12 protein-coding genes, 1 tRNA gene and 3 pseudogenes are annotated in these 18961 nt (G+C 71.2%); 11 read left to right on the top strand and 5 right to left on the bottom strand.

Annotation, left to right across the window (positions count from 1 at the left end; genetic code table 11):
* Positions 1-42: 42 nt before the first annotated feature.
* Positions 43-456, bottom strand: a complete 414-nt coding sequence (locus OGH68_RS11155) for a PIN domain nuclease (protein WP_264243218.1) — start codon at positions 454-456, stop codon at positions 43-45.
* On the bottom strand, positions 453-710 hold the full coding sequence (locus OGH68_RS11150) for a type II toxin-antitoxin system VapB family antitoxin (RefSeq protein WP_264243217.1): 258 nt from the start codon (positions 708-710) through the stop codon (positions 453-455). Before OGH68_RS11150 ends, OGH68_RS11155 begins: the two co-directional genes overlap by 4 nt.
* A gap of 164 nt (positions 711-874) precedes the next feature.
* Between OGH68_RS11150 and OGH68_RS11145 the strand changes: the two genes are divergently transcribed.
* From OGH68_RS11145 to OGH68_RS11130, 4 genes are read left to right on the top strand one after another with little or no spacing between them, the layout of a single operon-like run.
* The gene (locus OGH68_RS11145; protein WP_264243216.1) at positions 875-2479 is read left to right on the top strand and encodes a TIGR02677 family protein; all 1605 of its coding nucleotides are present in this window, start codon (positions 875-877) and stop codon (positions 2477-2479) included.
* On the top strand, positions 2476-3705 hold the full coding sequence (locus OGH68_RS11140) for a TIGR02678 family protein (protein WP_264243215.1): 1230 nt from the start codon (positions 2476-2478) through the stop codon (positions 3703-3705). The genes OGH68_RS11145 and OGH68_RS11140 overlap by 4 nt, the downstream gene beginning before the upstream one ends.
* Positions 3702-7835, top strand: coding sequence for a TIGR02680 family protein (locus OGH68_RS11135; RefSeq protein WP_264243214.1), 4134 nt, complete (start codon positions 3702-3704; stop codon positions 7833-7835). The genes OGH68_RS11140 and OGH68_RS11135 overlap by 4 nt, the downstream gene beginning before the upstream one ends.
* 25 nt (positions 7836-7860) lie before the next feature.
* Entirely contained in the window at positions 7861-9123 is a 1263-nt protein-coding gene (locus OGH68_RS11130) for a TIGR02679 family protein (protein ID WP_264243213.1), read from the top strand.
* Positions 9124-9615: 492 nt separating this feature from the next.
* Here the strand turns inward: OGH68_RS11130 and OGH68_RS11125 are convergent, their stop codons facing one another.
* Both OGH68_RS11125 and OGH68_RS36150 read right to left on the bottom strand, forming a co-directional pair.
* Complete coding sequence (locus tag OGH68_RS11125; RefSeq protein WP_264243212.1) at positions 9616-9945, bottom strand: hypothetical protein; 330 nt, start codon at positions 9943-9945, stop codon at positions 9616-9618.
* A gap of 9 nt (positions 9946-9954) precedes the next feature.
* Positions 9955-10878, bottom strand: a complete 924-nt coding sequence (locus OGH68_RS36150; RefSeq protein ID WP_319020195.1) for a hypothetical protein — start codon at positions 10876-10878, stop codon at positions 9955-9957.
* A gap of 366 nt (positions 10879-11244) precedes the next feature.
* Between OGH68_RS36150 and OGH68_RS11115 the strand changes: the two genes are divergently transcribed.
* Together OGH68_RS11115 and OGH68_RS11110 are read left to right on the top strand one after the other, a co-directional pair.
* A complete protein-coding gene (locus OGH68_RS11115) occupies positions 11245-12435 on the top strand; it encodes an IS110 family transposase (protein ID WP_264241780.1) in 1191 nt (396 codons plus the stop codon).
* Positions 12436-12568: 133 nt separating this feature from the next.
* The gene (locus OGH68_RS11110; protein WP_413470966.1) at positions 12569-13972 is read left to right on the top strand and encodes an IS1380 family transposase; all 1404 of its coding nucleotides are present in this window, start codon (positions 12569-12571) and stop codon (positions 13970-13972) included.
* Between the two features lie 1203 nt (positions 13973-15175).
* On the opposite strand, the pseudogene OGH68_RS11105 reads toward OGH68_RS11110, so the two are convergent.
* A pseudogene (locus tag OGH68_RS11105) lies at positions 15176-15768 on the bottom strand (transposase).
* Between the two features lie 217 nt (positions 15769-15985).
* Between OGH68_RS11105 and OGH68_RS11100 the strand changes: the two are divergent.
* The 5 genes and pseudogenes from OGH68_RS11100 to OGH68_RS11080 all read left to right on the top strand — a co-directional run bounded on the left by OGH68_RS11100 (position 15986) and on the right by OGH68_RS11080 (position 18815).
* Positions 15986-16059: transfer RNA gene (locus tag OGH68_RS11100), tRNA-Gly, on the top strand.
* Between the two features lie 140 nt (positions 16060-16199).
* Positions 16200-17254, top strand: a pseudogene (locus tag OGH68_RS36410) (hypothetical protein).
* A gap of 64 nt (positions 17255-17318) precedes the next feature.
* Positions 17319-17844: pseudogene (locus OGH68_RS36405) on the top strand (SUKH-4 family immunity protein); the annotation flags it as partial.
* A gap of 48 nt (positions 17845-17892) precedes the next feature.
* Positions 17893-18252 (top strand): nucleic acid/nucleotide deaminase domain-containing protein, encoded by a 360-nt coding sequence (locus OGH68_RS36400; RefSeq protein ID WP_413471103.1) that lies wholly within the window; start codon positions 17893-17895, stop codon positions 18250-18252.
* 155 nt (positions 18253-18407) lie between these two features.
* Positions 18408-18815 (top strand): hypothetical protein, encoded by a 408-nt coding sequence (locus OGH68_RS11080; protein ID WP_264243209.1) that lies wholly within the window; start codon positions 18408-18410, stop codon positions 18813-18815.
* The last annotated feature ends 146 nt before the right edge of the window (positions 18816-18961 follow it).

Here is an 18961-nt window from a genome sequence, read left to right as displayed (position 1 = left end):
TGCGGGCCCGGTGCCCGCTGACTGCGTGCCGGGCGGCGCTTCTCAGTTCCTGAGGTCGATCATGCGTACTGGCTGCCCGGTCGCACGGGCGATCGACTCGAAGTCGCGGTCGTAGTGCAGCAGCGTCAGCCCTGCCTCTTCCGCGGCAGCGGCGACGAGCAGGTCGACGGGGCCGGCACTGCGATGCTCGCCCTTGGCGGTGAACAGTTCCTGGACGACGCGTGCGCGCCGGTAGATGCCGTCGGGCATAGGGCACCAGGTGTAGTGGGCGTTCAACGTGCGCTTGACGCGCTCCCGGTCCGCAGCCGAGCGTGCTGAGTAAAGGACTTCCAGTTCGGTGATGTCGCACAGGGCGACGAGTCCCGCACCGATCCTGTCGTCCCACTCGGCCGTGGTCCGGCCGAGGAGGACGCGCGCGAGGGCGGAGGTGTCGATCAGGTAGTCGGCGACGGTCACTCATCCGCTCCTGCGTCGCGGACACCGTCCGGCCCGCCGGTGGGCCGGTACTTGCTCTTGTCGAGAAGGATGTCGATATCCAGGGCGCCTTCGGCGACCAGCTCGCGGGCTTCTCCGAGAGCGCGCAGTCGCCGGTAGCGGGCGGTGACCTCCCGCAGGGCGGTGTTGATGGTGTCGCGCTTGGTCGTGGTGCCGAGCTCCTTGGCGGCGGCCTCCAGCGCCTCGTCGTCGAGATCGATCACAGTGCGGCTCATGACACCCCTTTGTATATACGGCCTCATGTGTCAATATATATGATCCGGTATGCCTGGGGGCGGGTGGGTATCACTCGTTCCGAGTTGCCTGCGCCTAGCAGCCCAGCGAAGGACGTGGCCGGGATTGCCGCTGGAGGGGCCTCATCGGGAAGAATGTCAGGACGATGACGTCACGCCCTGCCCAACCGGTCGGCCCCGCCGAGGCCGCCACATCCGCGGACTCCTCCACGGAGACCCCGTACGCCCCCTTCGCCCACCTCACCGCACCCAACGCCGCCCTCTACCGCCAGGTGATGCGCGTGTTCCTGACGGCCAAGGAACGGTTCGCGGTGCATCTGCGGCCCGAGGACGTGCACGCCGCGCTGCCGCCGGAGCACCGCCCCGCCGGCCCGGACGCCGTCGTCAAGGCGCTGGACAGCCTCGTCGGGTGGGGCAATCTGCGGGCGGATCCGGACACCTCCCGGGTCACCGCGGTCGAGGACTTCTACCGCAAACGCTTCATCTACCAGCTCACCCGGGCCGGCGAAGCCACCGAGCAGGCGCTGTCCGTGTACGACGAGGCGCTGGGGCGGCGCGGAGCACTTCAGGCGGTGGCCCTGCACGACATCGTCACGCACCTGCGGGCGCTGCTCGTGATCGCCGCCGAGGACGAACCGGACGCGGCCAAGGCACACCTCGCGCTGTCCGCGCTGACGAGCCGGTTCGAGGCGCTGGCGGAGAACGCGCGGGCGTTCATGGGGTCGCTGCAGCGCACCATCGACCTGCACGGCGTCGAGGTGGAGGTGTTCCTCGCCTACAAGGACCGGCTGATCCAGTACCTGGAGCGGTTCATCCAGGACCTGATCACTCTCGGCGGGCGGATCGCTCTGCTCATCGGGGAACTTCAGGACCAGGGCCGGGTGGGCCTGCTGCTGCGGCTGGCAGCCGCGCGGGAGGCGGCCGATGCCGCTCCGGACGAGGCCGACACCGCCGAGACGCAGGCGTACGAGCGGTGGGCGGGGCGCTGGGCCGGACTCGCCGCCTGGTTCGTGTCCGCGGACGGCCGCGAGTCCCAGGCCCGCCTGCTGCGCGGACGCGCACTCGGCGCGATCCCGCAACTTCTTGCAGTGGTACGGCAGTTGAACGAGCGGCGGGCCGGGCGCTCGGACCGGTCGGCGGACTTCCGCACCCTGGCCCGCTGGTTCGCCGAAGCCCCCGACGACGGTGCGCGGCACCGGCTGTGGCGCGCCGCCTTCGGCCTCTACCCCGCCCGTCATCTCACCGTCGACGCCGACACCCTCGCCGAACGCGCGGCGCGTCCGGTGGCCCCTTCCACCCCCTGGGCTGAGGCTGAACCACTGCGGATCAGCCCGCAGCTGCGCCGTACCGGAAGCTACGAGCGGCGCGGCAAGCCCCGCAGAGTGCAGGGCCGGTCCGAGCAGCGGCGGCAACTGGCCGAGCTCGCCGCGAAACAGGCGGAGGAGATCGCGGCCGCCCGCGCCCGGCTGGCGACGGACGGCACCACCCGCCTGTCCGCGCTCGGCGAGCTGGACCCGGCGGCCTTCGGGCTGTTCCTCCGGCTGCTCGGCGACGCCCTGGCCACCTGGCGGCCCGGCACGACCACCACCGTGGCGACCAGCAACGACGGCACGATGGAGATCCGCCTCACCGCCCTCGGCCACGGTACGACGGCCGAGATCCGTACGCCGGGCGGGGTGTTCCGGGGGCCTGACCACACCGTCGAGATCACCGACCTCACGCGGAACACGGCGGCGCAGGAGGCGCGATGAGCACATCCCTGGGTGAGGTGCTGGACAACCGGCGCACCGCCGAGTTCCACAAGGCCGCCCGTGCCCTGCTGAAGGAGCCGCTGCTGCTCGCCCGCGGCCCGAGCGCCGACGCCTACCGCCTGGTCCGCCGGTACGCCGCCGAACTACGCGACTGGTTCGACCGCAACACCGGCTGGTCGCTGCGGGTGGACGCGGAGTCCGCCCGGCTGCGCAGGACGCCCGGCACCCTGGCCGACGCGACCCACCCGGCGCGCGAGGTGTCCCGCGCCGGTGTGCCGTTCACCCGCCGCCGCTATGTGCTGCTGTGCCTGGCGCTGGCCGCGCTGGAACGCGGGGAGGCCCAGATCGCGCTCGGCCGCCTCGCCGAACAGGTCGTGCTCGATGCCGCCGACCCACAACTGGAGGCTGCTGGCGTGGGGTTCACACTCGAGCGGCGCGAGGAGCGCCTGGACCTCGCCGCCGTGGTACGGCTGCTGCTGCGGTACGGGGTCCTGCGCCGGGTGGCCGGCGACGAGGACGCCTACGTCAGCGGCGCGGGCGACGTCCTCTACGACGTGGAGCGCCGCGTCCTGGCCGGACTGCTGGCCGCCCGCCACGGCCCGTCACTGATCGACGCGGACGGCTTCGAGGAGCGGCTGGACGCACTCACCGCGGAGAGCGCCCTGGACAGCGACGAGCTGCGGTTCCGCGCGATCCGTCAGAAGCTGACCCGCCGTCTCCTCGACGACCCGGTGCTGTACTACGCCGAGCTGACCGACGAGGAGCTGGCCTACCTGACCCGCCAGCGCGCCTTCCTCACCGCCCGCGTCAATGAGCTGACCGGCCTGGTGGCGGAGGTGCGGGCCGAGGGCGTCGCCATGGTCGATCCCCACGACGACCTCACCGACGTACGCATGCCCGAACAGGGCACCCACGGGCACATCACCCTGCTGCTCGCCGAGCACCTCGCCGCCGCGGACGGCGAGGTCAGCCGGGGTGCATTGGAGCACCGGGTGCGGGAACTGGCCGCCGTCCACGGCGCGTTCTGGTCCAAGAGCGCCAAGCAGCCGGGCACGGAGGGGGAACTGGTCGAGCAGGCGCTGGCCAGACTGACCGCGCTCGGCCTGGTGAAGCGCACACCCGCCGGTGTGGCCGCGCTGCCCGCGCTCGCCCGGTACGCGGTCGGCGAGACCGTTGTCGTGGAACCCGCACACCGCACTTCCCAGCGAAAGGCACAGCAACCGTGACGGCCCTGCCCCGCCCCGTGCCCGGCCGGTGGCGGCCGCTGCGCATCGGCCTGGTCGACCTCTTCTACTACGACACCGAGGAGTTCTGGTTCCGCGACGGCCGCCTGCTGCTGCGCGGCAACAACGGCACCGGCAAGTCCAAGGTCCTCGCCCTCACGCTCCCGTTCCTGCTGGACGGCGACCTGTCGGCCCGCCGGGTGGAGCCGGACGCCGACCCGGGCAAGCGCATGGAGTGGAACCTGCTGCTCGGCGGTGAGCACCCCTACCCCGAGCGGCTCGGCTACGCCTGGATCGAGTTCGGCCGCGTCGAGGAGGACACCGGACAGAGCCACTTCCGCACCCTCGCCTGCGGGCTGAAGGCGGTGGCGGGCCGCGGCATCGCCCGTCACTGGTACGTGGTCACCGACCAGCGCATCGGCCGGGACCTGAGCCTGCTCGACGCGACCGGCACCGCCCTGTCGCGAGACCGGCTCGCCGAGGCCGTCGCCGGGCACGGCATGGTGTACGACACGGCCACGGCGTACCGCCGCGCGGTCGACGAGGTGCTGTTCGGCCTCGGCGAGCGACGCTACGCCGCCCTGGTCGACCTGCTCATCCAGCTGCGCCAGCCGCAGCTGTCGAAACGGCCCAACGAGGCCGCCCTGTCCCGCGCCCTGACCGAGGCGCTGCCGCCCATGGACCAGGCCGTGATCGCCGACGTGGCCGAGGCGTTCCGCTCCCTGGACGAGGAGAAGGAGGAACTGCGGGCGGCGAGCGAGGCCGAGCGGGCCGCCTCCGCCTTCCTGGACCACTACCGGCGCTACGCCCGTGCCGCCGCCCGCCGCCGCGCCCGGCTGCCCCGCAGCGAGCACGCCCGCTACGAGCAGCTGCACCGCGACCTGGCCCAGGCCCGGGCCGAGCGGGAGCAGGCCGAGGCGGACCGGGAGGCGGCGGCCGGGCGGATCGCGGAACTGGAGGAGACCGCCACGCGGCTGAAGGCACAGCAGGCCGCGCTGCGCGAGGGTCCCGAGATGCGCAGTGCCCGGGAGCTTGAGCAGGCGGCGGCCGAGGCGCGCCGTACCGCCGAGGAACTGAGGCGAGCCGAGTCCGACCGTCAGGACGCGGCCCAGGCGCACACCCGGGCCCTGGGGCGCCTCGGCACGGCCGAGCGGCGCCTCGCGGCGGCCGAGGCGAGCGTCGCCGACATGGTCCGGCGCGCCCGGGACACGGCCACGGCGGCCCGCCTCGACGGCACGCCGCGCACCGACGGGGTGCCGGAGGCCGAACTGCGGCGTGTCGCCGAGGAGTCGGTGGACCGCAGGCGGCGCACCATCGACCACGTGGAGGAGCTGGCGGACCGCGCCGACCGGGCCGCCGCCGAGCGGCGCGCCGCCGCCCGCCGGCTAGACGAGGCCGAGACCGAGGCCGGTCACACCGCCCGGCGGCAGGCCGAGGCGGAGGAAGCCGCCGAGGCGGCGGGCGCGGACCTCGTCGCCCGCGTCCGCGCCCACCTGGACGCCTGCGACGAACTCGCCGTCCCGGACCCCGCCGGGCTGCTCGACGCACTGCAGGACTGGGTGACCCACTGCCAAGGCTCATACCCGGCACGGGAGGCAGCCGGTCAGGCCCATCGCGCACGGGCGGCGCACCTGGCCGACCAGGCAGCCGTCCTCGGGCAGGAACTGGCCGGTCTGCAGGCCCGGCGCACCGAGGCCGAGCGGGAGCTGGCCGAGCTGGAGGCGGGTGGCCAGCGCGGGCCGGCGGCGCCGCACACCCGTACCCCCGGGCTGCGCGAGCAGGTCTCGGGCGCGCCCCTGTGGCGGCTGGTGGAGTTCCGGGACCATGTCACTGCCAGTGAACGGGCCGGTCTGGAGGCCGCGCTGGAGGCGTCCGGGCTCCTGGACGCCTGGGTGCGCCCGGACGGTACCGCCCTGCGCGCAGACGGGCACGACGTATTGCTGTCTCCCGCCGGCCCGCTCGCAGGGAACACGCTCGCCGACGTGCTCCGCCCGGCCGTGGACCACGGCGATCCCCAGGCCGCGGCGGTGGGCGAGCAGACCGTCGCCCACCTCCTCTCCGGAGTGGGCCTCGGCTCGGGCGGTGACACCTGGGTGAGCGCGGACGGCCGCTTCCGCGTCGGCGCGTTGACCGGCACCTGGACGAAGCAGGTCGCCGTGTACGTCGGCGAGGGCGCCCGCGAGGAGGCCCGCCGCGCCCGGATCACCGCCCTGCACGGTGAACTCGCCGCATCAGCCGCGGACATGGCACGCCTTGACGCCGAACGCGCCACGGTCGCCCGGCGGCGCGGCACCCTGGACGCCGAACTGACCGGCGTCCCCGACGACGCCGCCCTGCGCCACGCGCACGCCCTCGCCGCCGCGGCCTCGGACGCCGCCCACCGGGCCCGGGCCCGCCGCGATGAACGCGCCGCCGAACTCACTGAGTCGTCCCGGCAGGAGGCCGAGGCCGCCACCGAACTCGCCGACACCGCCGCTGCGGTGAACCTGCCCGCGAGCCGGGCAGACCTCGCCGCCGTCCGCCAGGCCCTGGCCGACCACACCGCCGTTCTGGCCGGCCTGTGGCCCGCGCTGCGTGAGCGCACCGAGGCGGCACGGGCCCTGGCCGACGAGCGCACGGAAGCCGAGCGGGCCGGGGAAAGGGTGGCGGAGCTGGCCCAGCGGGCCGAGGAGACGTCCCGTTGTGCGGCAGCTGCCGACGAGCGCCACGCCACCCTGCGCTCCACCGTGGGCGCCGCGGTGGCAGAACTGGAGCGGCGCCTGGCCGACACCGCTGACGCGCTCACCGCTTGCGACCGCGAGCAGCGCCGGGCACGCGAGGACCACACGGCCGCAGACCGGCGCGCCCACCTGGCACTCGGTCACATCGAACGCCTGGAAGTGGACGTCCGCGAGGCCACCGCGGCCCGCGCCGAGGCCATCGCCGCACTCCAGCGGTTCGCGGCCACCGGGCTGCTCGCCGTCGCCCTGCCCGAGGTGACCCTGCCCGACATGGCCGCCGGGCCCTGGGCCGCCACCCCGGCCATCGCGCTCGCCCGCGCGATCGAGAGCGACCTGTCCGGCACCGACGACTCCGACGGCGCCTGGGAGCGCGTGCAGAAGCGGCTCAGCGAGGAGTACAAGAAGCTCCAGGACGCGCTCTCCCGGGGCGGCCACAGCGCCTCGGCCCGGATGACCGAGGACGCCATGGTCGTCGAGATCGTCTACCAGGGCCGTACGCGTGCCGTCCCCGACCTCGCCGAGGCCCTCGCCGCGGAAGTCGCCGAGCTGACCCGCATCCTGTCCGCGCACGAGCGGGAGATCCTCGAGACCCACCTGCTGACCGAGGCCGCCGGCACCCTGCAGGAGCTGATCGGCGCCGCCGAGCGCCAGGTGCGGGCCATGAACGCCGAACTGCGGGAGCGGCCCACCTCCACCGGCATGAGACTGCGGCTCCTGTGGCGCCCCTCGCGCAAGGCGCCGACCGGGCTTGCGCAGGCCCGCGAGCGGCTGCGCCAGTCCGCCGACGCCTGGACGGCCGAGGACCGGGCCGCGGTCGGCGAGTTCCTGCAGGCCGAGATCGCCCGCCGTCAGGCCGACGACACCGCGGGCAGCTGGCTGGAGGTGCTCACCGCGGCCCTCGACTACCGGGCCTGGCACGAGTTCGGCATCGAACGCCACCAGCACGGCAAATGGGTTCCCGCCACCGGGCCGGCCTCCGGCGGCGAGCGCGTCCTGGCCGTGAGCGTGCCGCTGTTCGCCGCGGCCTCCTCCCACTACGCCACGGCCGCGCCCAACGCCCCGCGGCTGGTCACCCTGGATGAGGCGTTCGCCGGGGTCGACGACGACTCCCGCGCCAAGTGCCTTGGCCTGCTGCACGCCTTCGATCTGGACGTGGTGATGACCTCCGAACGCGAATGGGCCTGCTACCCACAGGTCCCCGGCATCGCCATCGCCCAGCTCTCCCGCGTCGACGAGATCCCGGCCGTCCTGGTGACCCGCTGGGAGTGGGACGGCACCGCACGGGTCAGGGGCAGGGAACCGAGTCGCCTGACGGGAGGCATCCCCGCGCAGACCGGCTCGCGGTCCGACAGGCAGACCGGCCCGCAGACAGCGCAGGCCGCGGCTGACGCACAGGACGGCCTGTGGCCATGAGCGAGAGGGCCTGAGCGAGGGCGACATGAGTGAGCACACCGGCACCCACCGACAGCCCGCGGCCCCCGTCGATCGCGACCGCCTGACCCGGCTGCTCGGCGGCCCCGACCTCGCCTGGCTGGTGGATCGCGTCCGCCGACGTATGGCGCGGGACGAACCCCTCACCGGCCCGGTCACCCTGGGTGCCCCCACCTCCGGGCAACGGGCCGCCGTCGAAGGGCTGCTGGGCCGCGCCCCCGGCGCCGGACGCGCGCTGAACGTCCGTCTCGACGCCGTGGACGCCGTCCTGCGCCGCTCCGGCGTCAGCCCCGACGGTCTGGCAGCGGCCGTCACCGCCCTCACCGGCCCCGTCGCCCGGCTGGCCGACGTACGCGAGCGGGAGGAGCGCGCCTGGCGGGACGCGTTCGACCCGCTCGACGAGCTCATCCCCACCCACAGGCCCGAACTGGCCGACTGGGCCGAGCGGCTGCGCGGGGACGGCCTCGCCCGCCGGCTCGCCCGCACCCCGCAGGCGGCGAAGAGCCTGCTGGGCGACACGGCCGAGGCCCTGCGCCGGCTGCCGGCCGAGCCCGCCGTGTCCCTGCCCGCCTTCGCCGCCAGCACCTTCGGCGACGCGCACGCCCTCGACGACGGCACCCCGCTCGCCACCCTCGTCCTGTCCGGCGTCCGCGCGCTGACCGGCTTCCCGGACGGCAGCGGAGCCGAGTGGCGCCGCGAGGCATGGGCGTCGGCGGGGCTCCTCAAGGACGCCCTGTCCGCCACGGTCCTGACCCTGTGCCTGCGCGGCTCCCCCGCCCTCGACTGGTCGGCGGACGAGGGCGAACCGGCGGTCCTGACGCTACGGCAGCTCACCCGGCACCCGCCGCGCACGGCGCCCGCCGTCGTCCGCGTCTGCGAGAACCCGGCCGTCCTGGCCACCGCGGCCGACACCCTGGGCGCCGCCTGCCCGCCGCTGGTCTGCCTCCAGGGTCAGCCCTCGGCCGCCGCCCTCACCCTGCTGCGCCACCTGCACGCCCACGGAACCACACTGCGCTATCACGGCGACTTCGACTGGGGCGGCCTGCGTATCGCCTCCGCCCTGCTGCGCCACGTCCCCTGGCACCCCTGGCGCTACCGTGCCACTGACTACCGCACCGCGGTCACCGCCACCCCACTGGCCTCGCCCCTGACCGGCACGTCGACCACCGCCGGGTGGGACCCGGACCTGCCCGCGGCCCTCACCGAACTCGGCGTGCGCATCGAGGAGGAGACGGTACTCGACGACCTGCTGGCAGACCTCGGCCAGTGAGCGGGGGCGGCTACGGCGCCGTAGCCGTCCCACCGTGTGTCCCAGGCTCCTCCCACGGGAAGGCTCGCGGACCTTCAGGGGACACGCAGGGGACGGAAGGACCCGGAAGGATCAGGAAGACCGGCACAGAGCCAGAACAACCAAGTCCCCCTGACCTGTGGTTATAGGAAGATCGAGGTAAGAGCGGGGACGGATCGGAAGATCCGAAAAGGACTCATAATCCGTCGGCCGTGGGTTCGAGTCCCACCCGCCCCACAGTGACACGCCGCAGGTTCACCCATATGACCTGCAACAACAGGCGGGCCCCGTGTCGGCGGGGGCCTTTTTGCTTTCCTCATGATCGTTAGCTCGCCCGATGCTCGCCCGAAGTGCCAGCGGCGTCCTCGCCGGGTGCGGGAGGTCTCGTTCGCACTGACGCTCACCCCGGGCGTCTTGAGCTACAGCAGGCACAGGTCCAGGAGCGGCGGCAGGTGGACACAGGCAGTGCCGCCGTCATCCGGCTTCTGAGGGGGGCGTCGGCTCCTGCTTCGTGGGGGTCGGCGCGGGAGCCGTCGGCGGCTTGCTCGGGGCCGGGGCTCCGGGGGTCGAAGAGCCGGGGGCGGGAGCACTGCCCTCCTCCGGAGAGGTGCCGTTGCCAGGTTCCTGGTCGCCCTCGCCGTCGTCGGAGGACGCCGAGCTGCTGGTGCTGGGCGCCGGCGACGCCTTGGCGGATTCCTCTTCGGGGCGAGAGCCGAGCGGGTGGCCGGTGGCACCGGCCGTCCCTGCGCCGATGAGGGGCCCTTCGTCGGCCGGGTCGTAGGCCGGACCCTCGTCCTTGCCCACGTTGTCGTCCTAACCCCCTCCGGGCCCCTGTCGGCCTGGGGCACGTCCGGCGGTGGTGGAGGGGACGGTGGTCGGGGCTGCGCCCTGACCAGACGTCAGGGCGAAGGCGCCGACGACAGCGACGGAGGCCGCGGCTGTCATGGTGACGGTGGCCGTGCGGTGCTTTCGGACGGCGTGGCGTCCTCGTCCGCCGAGCGAGGCGAGGAAGGCGGCGATACCACCGCCCATATATAGGGCGAGGTGCCGCTCAGGGCGGATCGGCTCCGGATCTTCTTCCTCCGATGCTTGCCGGGCATGGAGGCAGGGCCTCCTGCACAGCTCGTGGGTGTCGAAGTCCATGAGCAGCAGGAGGCCCTGGTGCAGCAGTCTTCCGTGTCGTTGCTTGCTGCGTCCAACTCGCCCGCCCGGCCGTGTGATTGCCTCGCGCACGTGTACGGCAACGCGGCCGACCGTGCCGAGCGTGTGCGACGCTACCTTGAACAGGCCCGGCCGGTCCTCGACCAGCCAGCCCCGCGCGACCAGCCGCTTTGCCTTGACCCGCACACCCTCGACCTTCGCCGGCACCAGCTCCAGGCCCAACCGGGCAGCCAGGTCCTTCGCCCGCAGCCCCGCCCCGGCGCTGCCGGCCTCCAGCACGGCCAGCAGCCTCCGGTACTCGGGAGCAAGCACCTGAGCCGTGACACCCTCGCGTCGCTCGGGTACCACCGAACCGGCCACGGGCTCCTTCACCTGGGCCGGAACCGGTGCCGGCCGGACCGGCTCCTGCGGCACAGCACCCGCGGCCAGAGCCTCGGCCAGTTCCCTGAGCGCGACGACCCGCCGTTCCAGCACCGCTTCCGCCTCTGCCAGCTCGGCCCGAACCCGGTCCGCCTCAGCGCGCAGTTCCTCCACCCGCACCCGGGCAGCCGACTCCCGAGCCTCCAACATCCCCATCACCGACGGCACCTGCATACCTCCCCGACGAAACAACACGACGTGTCGTCCCTGCCGCAGAACCGTCGGCATCATGCCTGAGCAGCGAAAACGCAGCGATCACATTCGGAAAGACAACGGCTTCTCAGGGGGTCCTACGTTGTTCGTGGGTTGGACGGGCCGTCGTAAGGTCCAGAGGCCCAGAGACACCGGGTGTGGCTTTCAGGGGGTTGCCCTCGATGGTTCCCGCCACCTGGCCGCCCGGTGTCTCACGACGACTCGGCCGCTGATTAGGAGCTGCGAGCCCCTGCGGGTGCATCGCTGAGTAGGACCACGCTGGCGAGGTCGTCCGGGAGGACAACGCATATCGAACGACCGGAGGAACAGGTGGCCCAGATCTGGGCGGGTACGGACATCGGCAAGACGCACCATCACTGCGTGGTCCTTGACGCCGAGGGCAAGCGGCTGCTGTCGCGGCGGGTGCTGAACGACGAGCCGGAGCTGCTGGCTCTGCTCGCCGATGTGCTGGCGATCGACGAGGACGTGGTGTGGGCGGTCGACGTCGCCGACGGCATGGCCACTCTGCTGATCAACGTGTTGCTCAACCACGGGCAGCAGCTCGTCTACATACCCGGCCTGGCGGTCAACCGGGCATCCGCCGGCTACCGGGGCGTGGGCAAGACTGACGCCAAGGACGCGACCGTCATCGCCGACCAGGCCCGGATGCGACGGGACCTGACGATCCTGCGGCCGGACGACGAACGGGCCGTCGAACTGCGGATCCTCACGGACCGCCGCGCCGACCTCAACGCGGACCGCACCCGCCGGATCAACCGCCTTCGTGGCCAACTCACCAGCATTTTCCCGGCGTTGGAACGCGTACTGGATCTCGGCAACGTCGGCCCGCTGATCCTCCTGACCGGCTACCAGACCCCGGCCGCCCTGCGCCGAACCGGCCGCAGCCGACTGGAGACCTGGCTCAGGAACCGCAAGGTCCGCAGCGCCGAAGCCCTCGCCGAGGCCGCCCTCGAAGCTGCCGGGCGCCAGCACACCGCCGTCCCCGGGGAGAAGATCACCGCCCAGGTGATCCACACCCTGGCGAAGGAGGTGATGAGCCTCAACGAGCAGATCGCCGAGATCGACAAGCTCATTGCGGCCCGGTTTCGCGAACACGAGCTCGCCGAAGTGATCTCCAGCATGCCCGGCATCGGCCCCCTCCTGGGCGCCGAGTTCCTTGCCGCCACCGCGGGCGACATGAGCCGCTTCGGCAGCTCCGACCGCCTGGCCAGCTTCGGAGGCGTGGCTCCGGTGCCCCGGGACTCCGGCAACGTCAGCGGCAACCTGCATCGCCCCCGGCGTTACCACCGCGGCCTGCAGCGCGTCTTCTACACCTCCGCGCTGATCAGCATCCGCAACTGCGACGCGTCCCGCCGCTTCTACGAACGCAAACGCTCCGAAGGCAAGCGGCATACGCAGGCGGTCCTCGCCCTGGCCCGCCGACGGGTCAACGTCCTGTGGGCCCTGATCCGTGACGGACGGTGTTTCCAACGCGAACTCCCGGTCACAGTCCCGGCTTGACAACATCATTAGCCTGCGCGTTTCACTTGCCGCCGTGTCCGGATCTTGACCGGAAACGCGAAAGTGCCCTCTGAGCTGGGAAGATGAGGCTTGTCGAAGGTCTCTGTCATCCCAGCAGGAAGGCACTTTCTGCGTGCACACTACCGGGTCGCGCCCCAAGCTCGTCGTCTCGGCCGACGGCCACGGGGTGGTCGCCCATGCCGGTTCCCGTCTGCTGGCCGATCTCGCTGACGCCACCGGCCTGACCGACGCGTTCACCGACGCGCTGCGCCGCCTGCGGCCACGCGGCACCGGACACAACCCGGGCAGGATCGCGGTAGACGTGGCGGTGATGCTCGCGGACGGCGGCGAAGCCATCGCCGACTTGGCCCTACTGCGTGACCAGGCCGAGGTGTTCGGCCCGGTGGCCTCTACCCCGACCGCCTGGCGCCTCCTGGCCGGCATCGACCACACGGCACTGGCAGCGCTGCGCACGGCCCGAGCTGCAGCGCGCGAGGTCGCCTGGCTGCAGGCCGCCGAGACAGACAGCGGCATACCCGCGGCCCAGGCCGGCGGGCGGGACCTGCCCGGGCTGGTCATTGATATGGATGCCACCCTGGTCACCTGCCACTCCGAGAAAGAGCAGGCCGCAGCCACCTACAAGCGGGGCTTCGGCTACCACCCGCTGTTGTGCTTCCTGGACAACACCGGCGAAGCCCTGGCCGGACTGCTGCGGCCAGGAAACGCCGGCGCCAACACCGCCGCCGACCACATCACCGTCCTCGATGCGGCGCTCGCCCAGATCCCCGACGACCGCCGCCACGGCACCCCCATCCTCGTCCGCACCGACAGCGCCGGAGGAGCCAAAGCGTTCCTGGCCCACCTGCGGGCCCTGCGCGCCCGAGGCGTCCACACATCCTTCTCGGTCGGACATCCCGTCACCGAACCGGTCCGCCGCGCGATCCGCGCCCTGCCCGATGAGGTCTGGCACCCCGCGCTGGAGCAAGACGGCACCCTGCGCACCGGCGCCGAGGTCGCCGAGCTGACCGGCATGGTCGACCTGGACGGCTACCCCGATGGCACCCGGATCATCGTCCGCCGCGAGCGCCCGCACCCCGGCGCCCAACTGTCCGTGTTCGACCTCGACGAGGGCATGCGCCACCAGGTCTTCCTGACCGACACCCCCTACGGCGAAGGCTCGCTGCAACACCTGGAGGTCCGCCACCGAGCGCACGCACGCGTCGAGGACCGCATCCGCTGCGGAAAGACCACCGGCTTCGGCCGCTTTCCCTCCCGCCACTTCACCCTCAACCAAGCGTGGCTGGAGCTGTCACTGGCCGCCACCGACCTGCTCGCCTGGGCCCAGACCCTGCTGCTGGAAGGAGAGTTGGCCACCGCCGAGCCGAAGAAGCTGCGCTACCGGCTGCTGCACGCAGCCGCCCGCATCACTCGCGGCGGCCGCCGCCTTCGCCTGCGGATCGCCGCGGCCTGGCCCTGGCGGCACGAACTCATCAACGCCTTCGCGCGCCTCACGGCACTACCGCGACCAGCCACCTGACCTGCTGCACTGTCCCTGCCCGCCCACCACCAAGGAACCCGTTGGAGAGCCCGGCCCGAGCGTCGGGCCCAAGCCATGCCCACTCACCGACCAGGGCCCGACAGCACCAGTCCTCCGCCATCACCCCAGCTCAACCACTCGAAGCGAAAGGGGGAGGCTAGGAGGTGGCAGCCAATCCGGGTTGACCGCTTGGGCGTCTGACCATCGGAAGGGGCACGCCATAGGGACTGGGCCGGGGCCGCAGCCGTCACGCCGCTTGGGTGATCTTCGACCGCGACACGGGCCACCTCGTGGTCATCAATTGAACGGGCCCGGATAGTCACATTGTCCGTCCCTATGGGGGGCGTGACACGCATGCGAGTCCACGCACTCACAGTGCAGGTGTAATGCGATGTGCTCGCTCCAAGCCCCGTGAGGAAAGGTCTTCTGGTGAGTCGTAAAACCATCCGTACCTCTCGTGTAAGAGCCGCCACTTGTGTTTCAGCGGGCACGATTGCTGTTGTGCTTAATGTGGTCCCGACCACGGCCGCTTTTGCGGACGCGGTCCAAAGGTCTGGTACCGAGCACACGCTGGGCCTCCCCGGCCCCAACGGCGTCACGACCGCTGACAGCGATCGTGACAAGGACAAGCACCGCGGGCCGAAGGGAGACCGAGGCAAGAGGGGTCCGCAGGGCCCGCAAGGTCCTGCAGGACCCGAGGGTCCTGCAGGACCTGAAGGACCTGAAGGACCCGAGGGCCCTGAGGGCCCGGCAGGACCTCAGGGCGCCGATGGTGTCCAGGGTGCTACGGGTGCCCAGGGTCCGCAGGGTGTCCAGGGTGCTACGGGTGCCCAGGGTGCCCAGGGTCCGCAGGGTGCCCAGGGTGCCCAGGGCCCGCAGGGTGTCCAGGGTGCTACGGGTGCCCAGGGTGCCCAGGGTCCGCAGGGTGCCCAGGGTGTCCAGGGAGGTTTCTCGTCTGTCATCGTCGTCTATGGTGATCAGGCAACAGGGACTTCTATCGCCTCTTGCCCGGCCACCCACCCCGTTGCCACTGGCGGAGGCTTCGTCACCGTCGCGGACCAAGACATCGACGAGAGCGGGCCGGCCCTAGGTGGTGCACCGGCGCCTGACGGCACCCTCAACCCGGACGGCTGGTACGCGACATCCGGACCCGCCAACGAGGTCCAGGCACGGGCTACATGTGCTACAAACTAACAAGCCATCTCATTTGGCGAGTCGGCGGTAGCAGATGAGGGTGCAGCCGATGCTGTGAAGGCGAGGAAGTGCTCGGCTTTGCGTTCGTAGCGTCGGTGGCGGCGTCGGCAGCCGGCGAGCCAGGCCATGGTGCGTTCGATGGTCCAGCGGTGGCGGATTTCGACAGACAGGGGCAGACCGGTCCGCTCGGTGATCAAGTGGATCTTCGAGCCGTACTTGCCCCGATCGACAGCCCGTCAGGTCCCCTTTTTCAGGGCCCGCATGTTCACCGAGTCGATCGCGCAGCGGGACCAGTCCAACTCGCCGCGGGATCCAAGCTCGTGGAGGACCAGACGGTGGAGCTTGCCCCACACTCTGGCTTTCGTCCACTCGGAAAAGCGCCGATGGGCCGTCGCCCCCGAGGGTCCGAACGACGCGGACGGCAACTGCTGCCATGCGCAGCCTGACATGGCCACGAACACGATCGCGGCCAGCACCTCCCGGTCACCATGCCGACGCCGGCCGCCACCCTGAGGCCGCGAGGGAGCCTCCGGCACCACCCGCTGAAACAGCTCCCACAACTCATCCGGCACCAGCCGCTCAACGATCCCCACCACGACCAACAGCCGACCGAGCCAGCCAAATGAGATGACCTCTAAGTCGTTGACGGCCCCCAGCTCCCCACCCCCCAAGAGGCAGCAACGAGGCGGCCACAGGCCCGCCCACACCCCGCCTGTGATCGGATCAGGTGGCATCTCCAACGTCGGGGAGGGCACTCAGGGTGCCTGTATCATCCCGCTCCGTGGTCGGCTGTCCTGAGCGGCGGCGCAGTCGACCGATGCGCCGGTAGTGCAACAGCAGCACACCCACCTTCCGGGTGGGAGGTCTTGGTTCAAATCCAGGCTGGCGCTCCACCTCGAAGCCCCCGATCGGCCCCGGCCGCTCGGGGGCTTTTTGCCGTACCGCCCTGGCCTGCGCCGATGCCCAGAGGTGACCTGGTCGGGTCGGCTACCATCGCCGCCCGTTTCAGCGGGAACCGTCACAGGAGCGGCCCATGTTCCACGGCTCGATTCCCGCGCCCCTCCGGTCGATCATCTACGAGCACGCCGGCGCCTGGCCCGAGACCGACATCTACGTCGGCTGCTCCGGGAACTTCACCATCGAGCGGGTACTGCACTCGCGGTGCGGGAACTCCCGGCCGGTCCACGGCAACGACATCCAGGCGTACTCGTGCGCCCTGGGCTGGTATCTGGCCGGTGACCCGCTGCCGTTCACCCTGCGCGAGGACCACGAAGAGGAACTGGGCTGGCTGGCCCCGTACCTCGAAGACCGCTCCGACCTGCTGGCCACGCTCATGCTCGGCACCCGCTTCCTTCAGTACGTCGGCAAGGAAGGCGTGGACTACCGGCGGATGACGGCCGCCACCCGCGACCAGTGGCCGAGGATGCACGAGAAGACGGCCACGAAGCTCAAGGCCCTGGAGACCCGCCTCGGCTCGTTCTTCGCCGGCGACGTCCGGGACTACCTCGACCAGGTCCCGCCCGAGGCCCCCGTCGTGATGTCCCCCCGTTCTACGCGGTGGACTATCAGGCGCAGTTCGCGAGCATCGACGCCGCGTTCGACTGGCCGCCGCCGAGCTTCGACGAGCTGACCGAGGACGGCAAGGAACGGATCACCGAGCAGGTCCAGGACCGGCCCAACTGGGTGCTCGGGCGCCCGCTGCCGGCACTCCTTCGGCGCATCCACACCGAGGTCGGCGACGGCGGCTTCGGGCCCGATGGCGGTCTGGCCTCGCTCCCCGACGGTCGGCGCGCGCCGGGGGACCTGATCGACTGGCCCTGTTCGGTCATCGAGCACGAACGCGACCGTGCGGCGGGGCTGCCCGCATCATGGCTGTACCTGACGTCGGGCGGCTGCTCGATGCAGTGGCATCTCTCGCTACTCGCAGTCGACAACCCCGTCCTGCTCTATGACGCGGACGGCTGGGTGCCGAGCTGGGGCGAGGACCCCCATGACGGCCTGCGCCACGCGACCGCGTCACTGCGGCAATGGCTGTGGACCTGGGCCGACGGCGGCAGCGTCTGGGCTGAAGCACTCAGCCTCCCGTAACTGATACGCAGAACCGCCCTCGTTCCCTTCAGCAACATCGTCATTCTGAAACGATCAGTAAGTCATGGCCGGCCATGTTGGCTATGGTCGTGGCGGTATAGGCACTCTTTCCAGCGAGGTAGTCATGTCTTCCCCCACCTCAGAACACTCTGACAAGTTGGTGCAGCACTTCGGCCGCGAGGGACTTCGTCGGCTGGATGGGGGCAGCCTCATGGGAGCCCGCCTGCCGGCAGTAGCTCGGGGACTGCTCACAGAGGTCGGCGTGCCACGCGTGGTTCCGCCCTACTTTCAGGCCCCTGCCGCCGACGACCCGGTGCCCCTGGTCGTTGTCGCAGCAAGGTCGTCGAATGTCCGTGTGCCGGATGCCATGGCGTCGTGGCCGCGCATCGGCTTCGACGGTCTTGCGCCCTGATGGCGCTGTCCAGGCCGTGGTACTGGGGCACGTGGCGGATGACATGTTCGTCAACACGGACATCTCGGCACTCAATGCATCACTGCTTGCCCTGGACCGTGCCCAGCCCAGCGTTGCGTCGTCCACCAGTTTGGCGGAGGCCGCCGCCGTTTTCCGCGACTTGAATGCGGAGCTGCGGCGCATCGACGCAGCGGCCTTTGAGGAGCTGGAGTCGTGGTGGCCGCGGGTGCTCGACGATATTCGGCACACGCTGGACTTTCCGTTCTCGGCCGCGTTTGAGTATGTGGATGCATCTGGTGCCAAGCAGGTGGTGACTGAAGCGACGGGGCCTGGGCAGCTGCATCCCGAGGAGATCATCTGGCGGCGACTGTCCGCTGACGGCGTGGAGGCGAGCCAGGTAAGGCGTGTTTACTGCGAGCTTGAGCCTTGTGTCATGCCGGGGCACTACTGTGCGGTGTGGATGCAGGCCGCGTTTCCTCAGGCGGAGTTCACTCATAGCTTCGGCTACGGAGAGAGTGCGGAGTCCCGTGAAGAAGGGCTTGAGGGTCTGATTACGCATGCCGCGGAGCAGGCGAGGCGCGGCTGATGCGGTGGGATCGACCCGCTGCGGGCCGTGAGCCTGCGGCTGCCGCTTTGTTGGGCTGGCTGGCCGATTTGCATGCGCCTGGTCTATGCCTGGTTATCGGGGCGTCGGGGTGCGGGAAGTCTGCTCTGCTTGCGTGGTTGGTTCACCACGGGACGATGGGTGGCAATCCCGTGGAGCGTGCTGTTCACGCCGTCGTTCCGTTCGCGGGACAGAGTCTGCATGGCAACGTGTGGTCTTTGGCGGACCAGCTCGGGGTGGTGGCGCGTTCTGCGGACGAGCTGATCGAGGCGCTGGGGAGCAATGCCCGCCGGACGGTGATTGTCCTGCCGGACGTTCACTCGGGATCCGTCGTTGACCTGGTGCTTGACTTGGTTCGGCTGCCGCATCTTCGGCTGATCGTGGAGTCCCGTACGGCGAGTCCTGCTCATCAGGTCCTCGGCCGCGTTGAGTGTGCGGAACTGGATCTGGACCACGATCAGTGGAGAGACCAGCAGCGATACGAGCAGTGGCTGGCATCCACACCTGAACCTGTCCTGGCAGCGGCGCCCCGTTTCGCGGATTAGTGGGTGGATCTGTCCGACCCGCTCGCTGTGTGCGAAGCAGATCCGTGGCTGGTCACTCTCGGCTATGAGCGGGACGATCGGGACCATGGTGGCTTGCGCTCCGCGTGGTTGTAGGCGGGACAGGCACTGTGCCAAGAGCAGTCACC

It is taken from the genome of Streptomyces peucetius (assembly GCF_025854275.1).
GTDB lineage: Bacteria > Actinomycetota > Actinomycetes > Streptomycetales > Streptomycetaceae > Streptomyces > Streptomyces peucetius_A.
The sequence above is the reverse complement of the archived record's forward strand: the minus strand, read 5'-3'. Positions and strand labels throughout refer to the sequence as shown.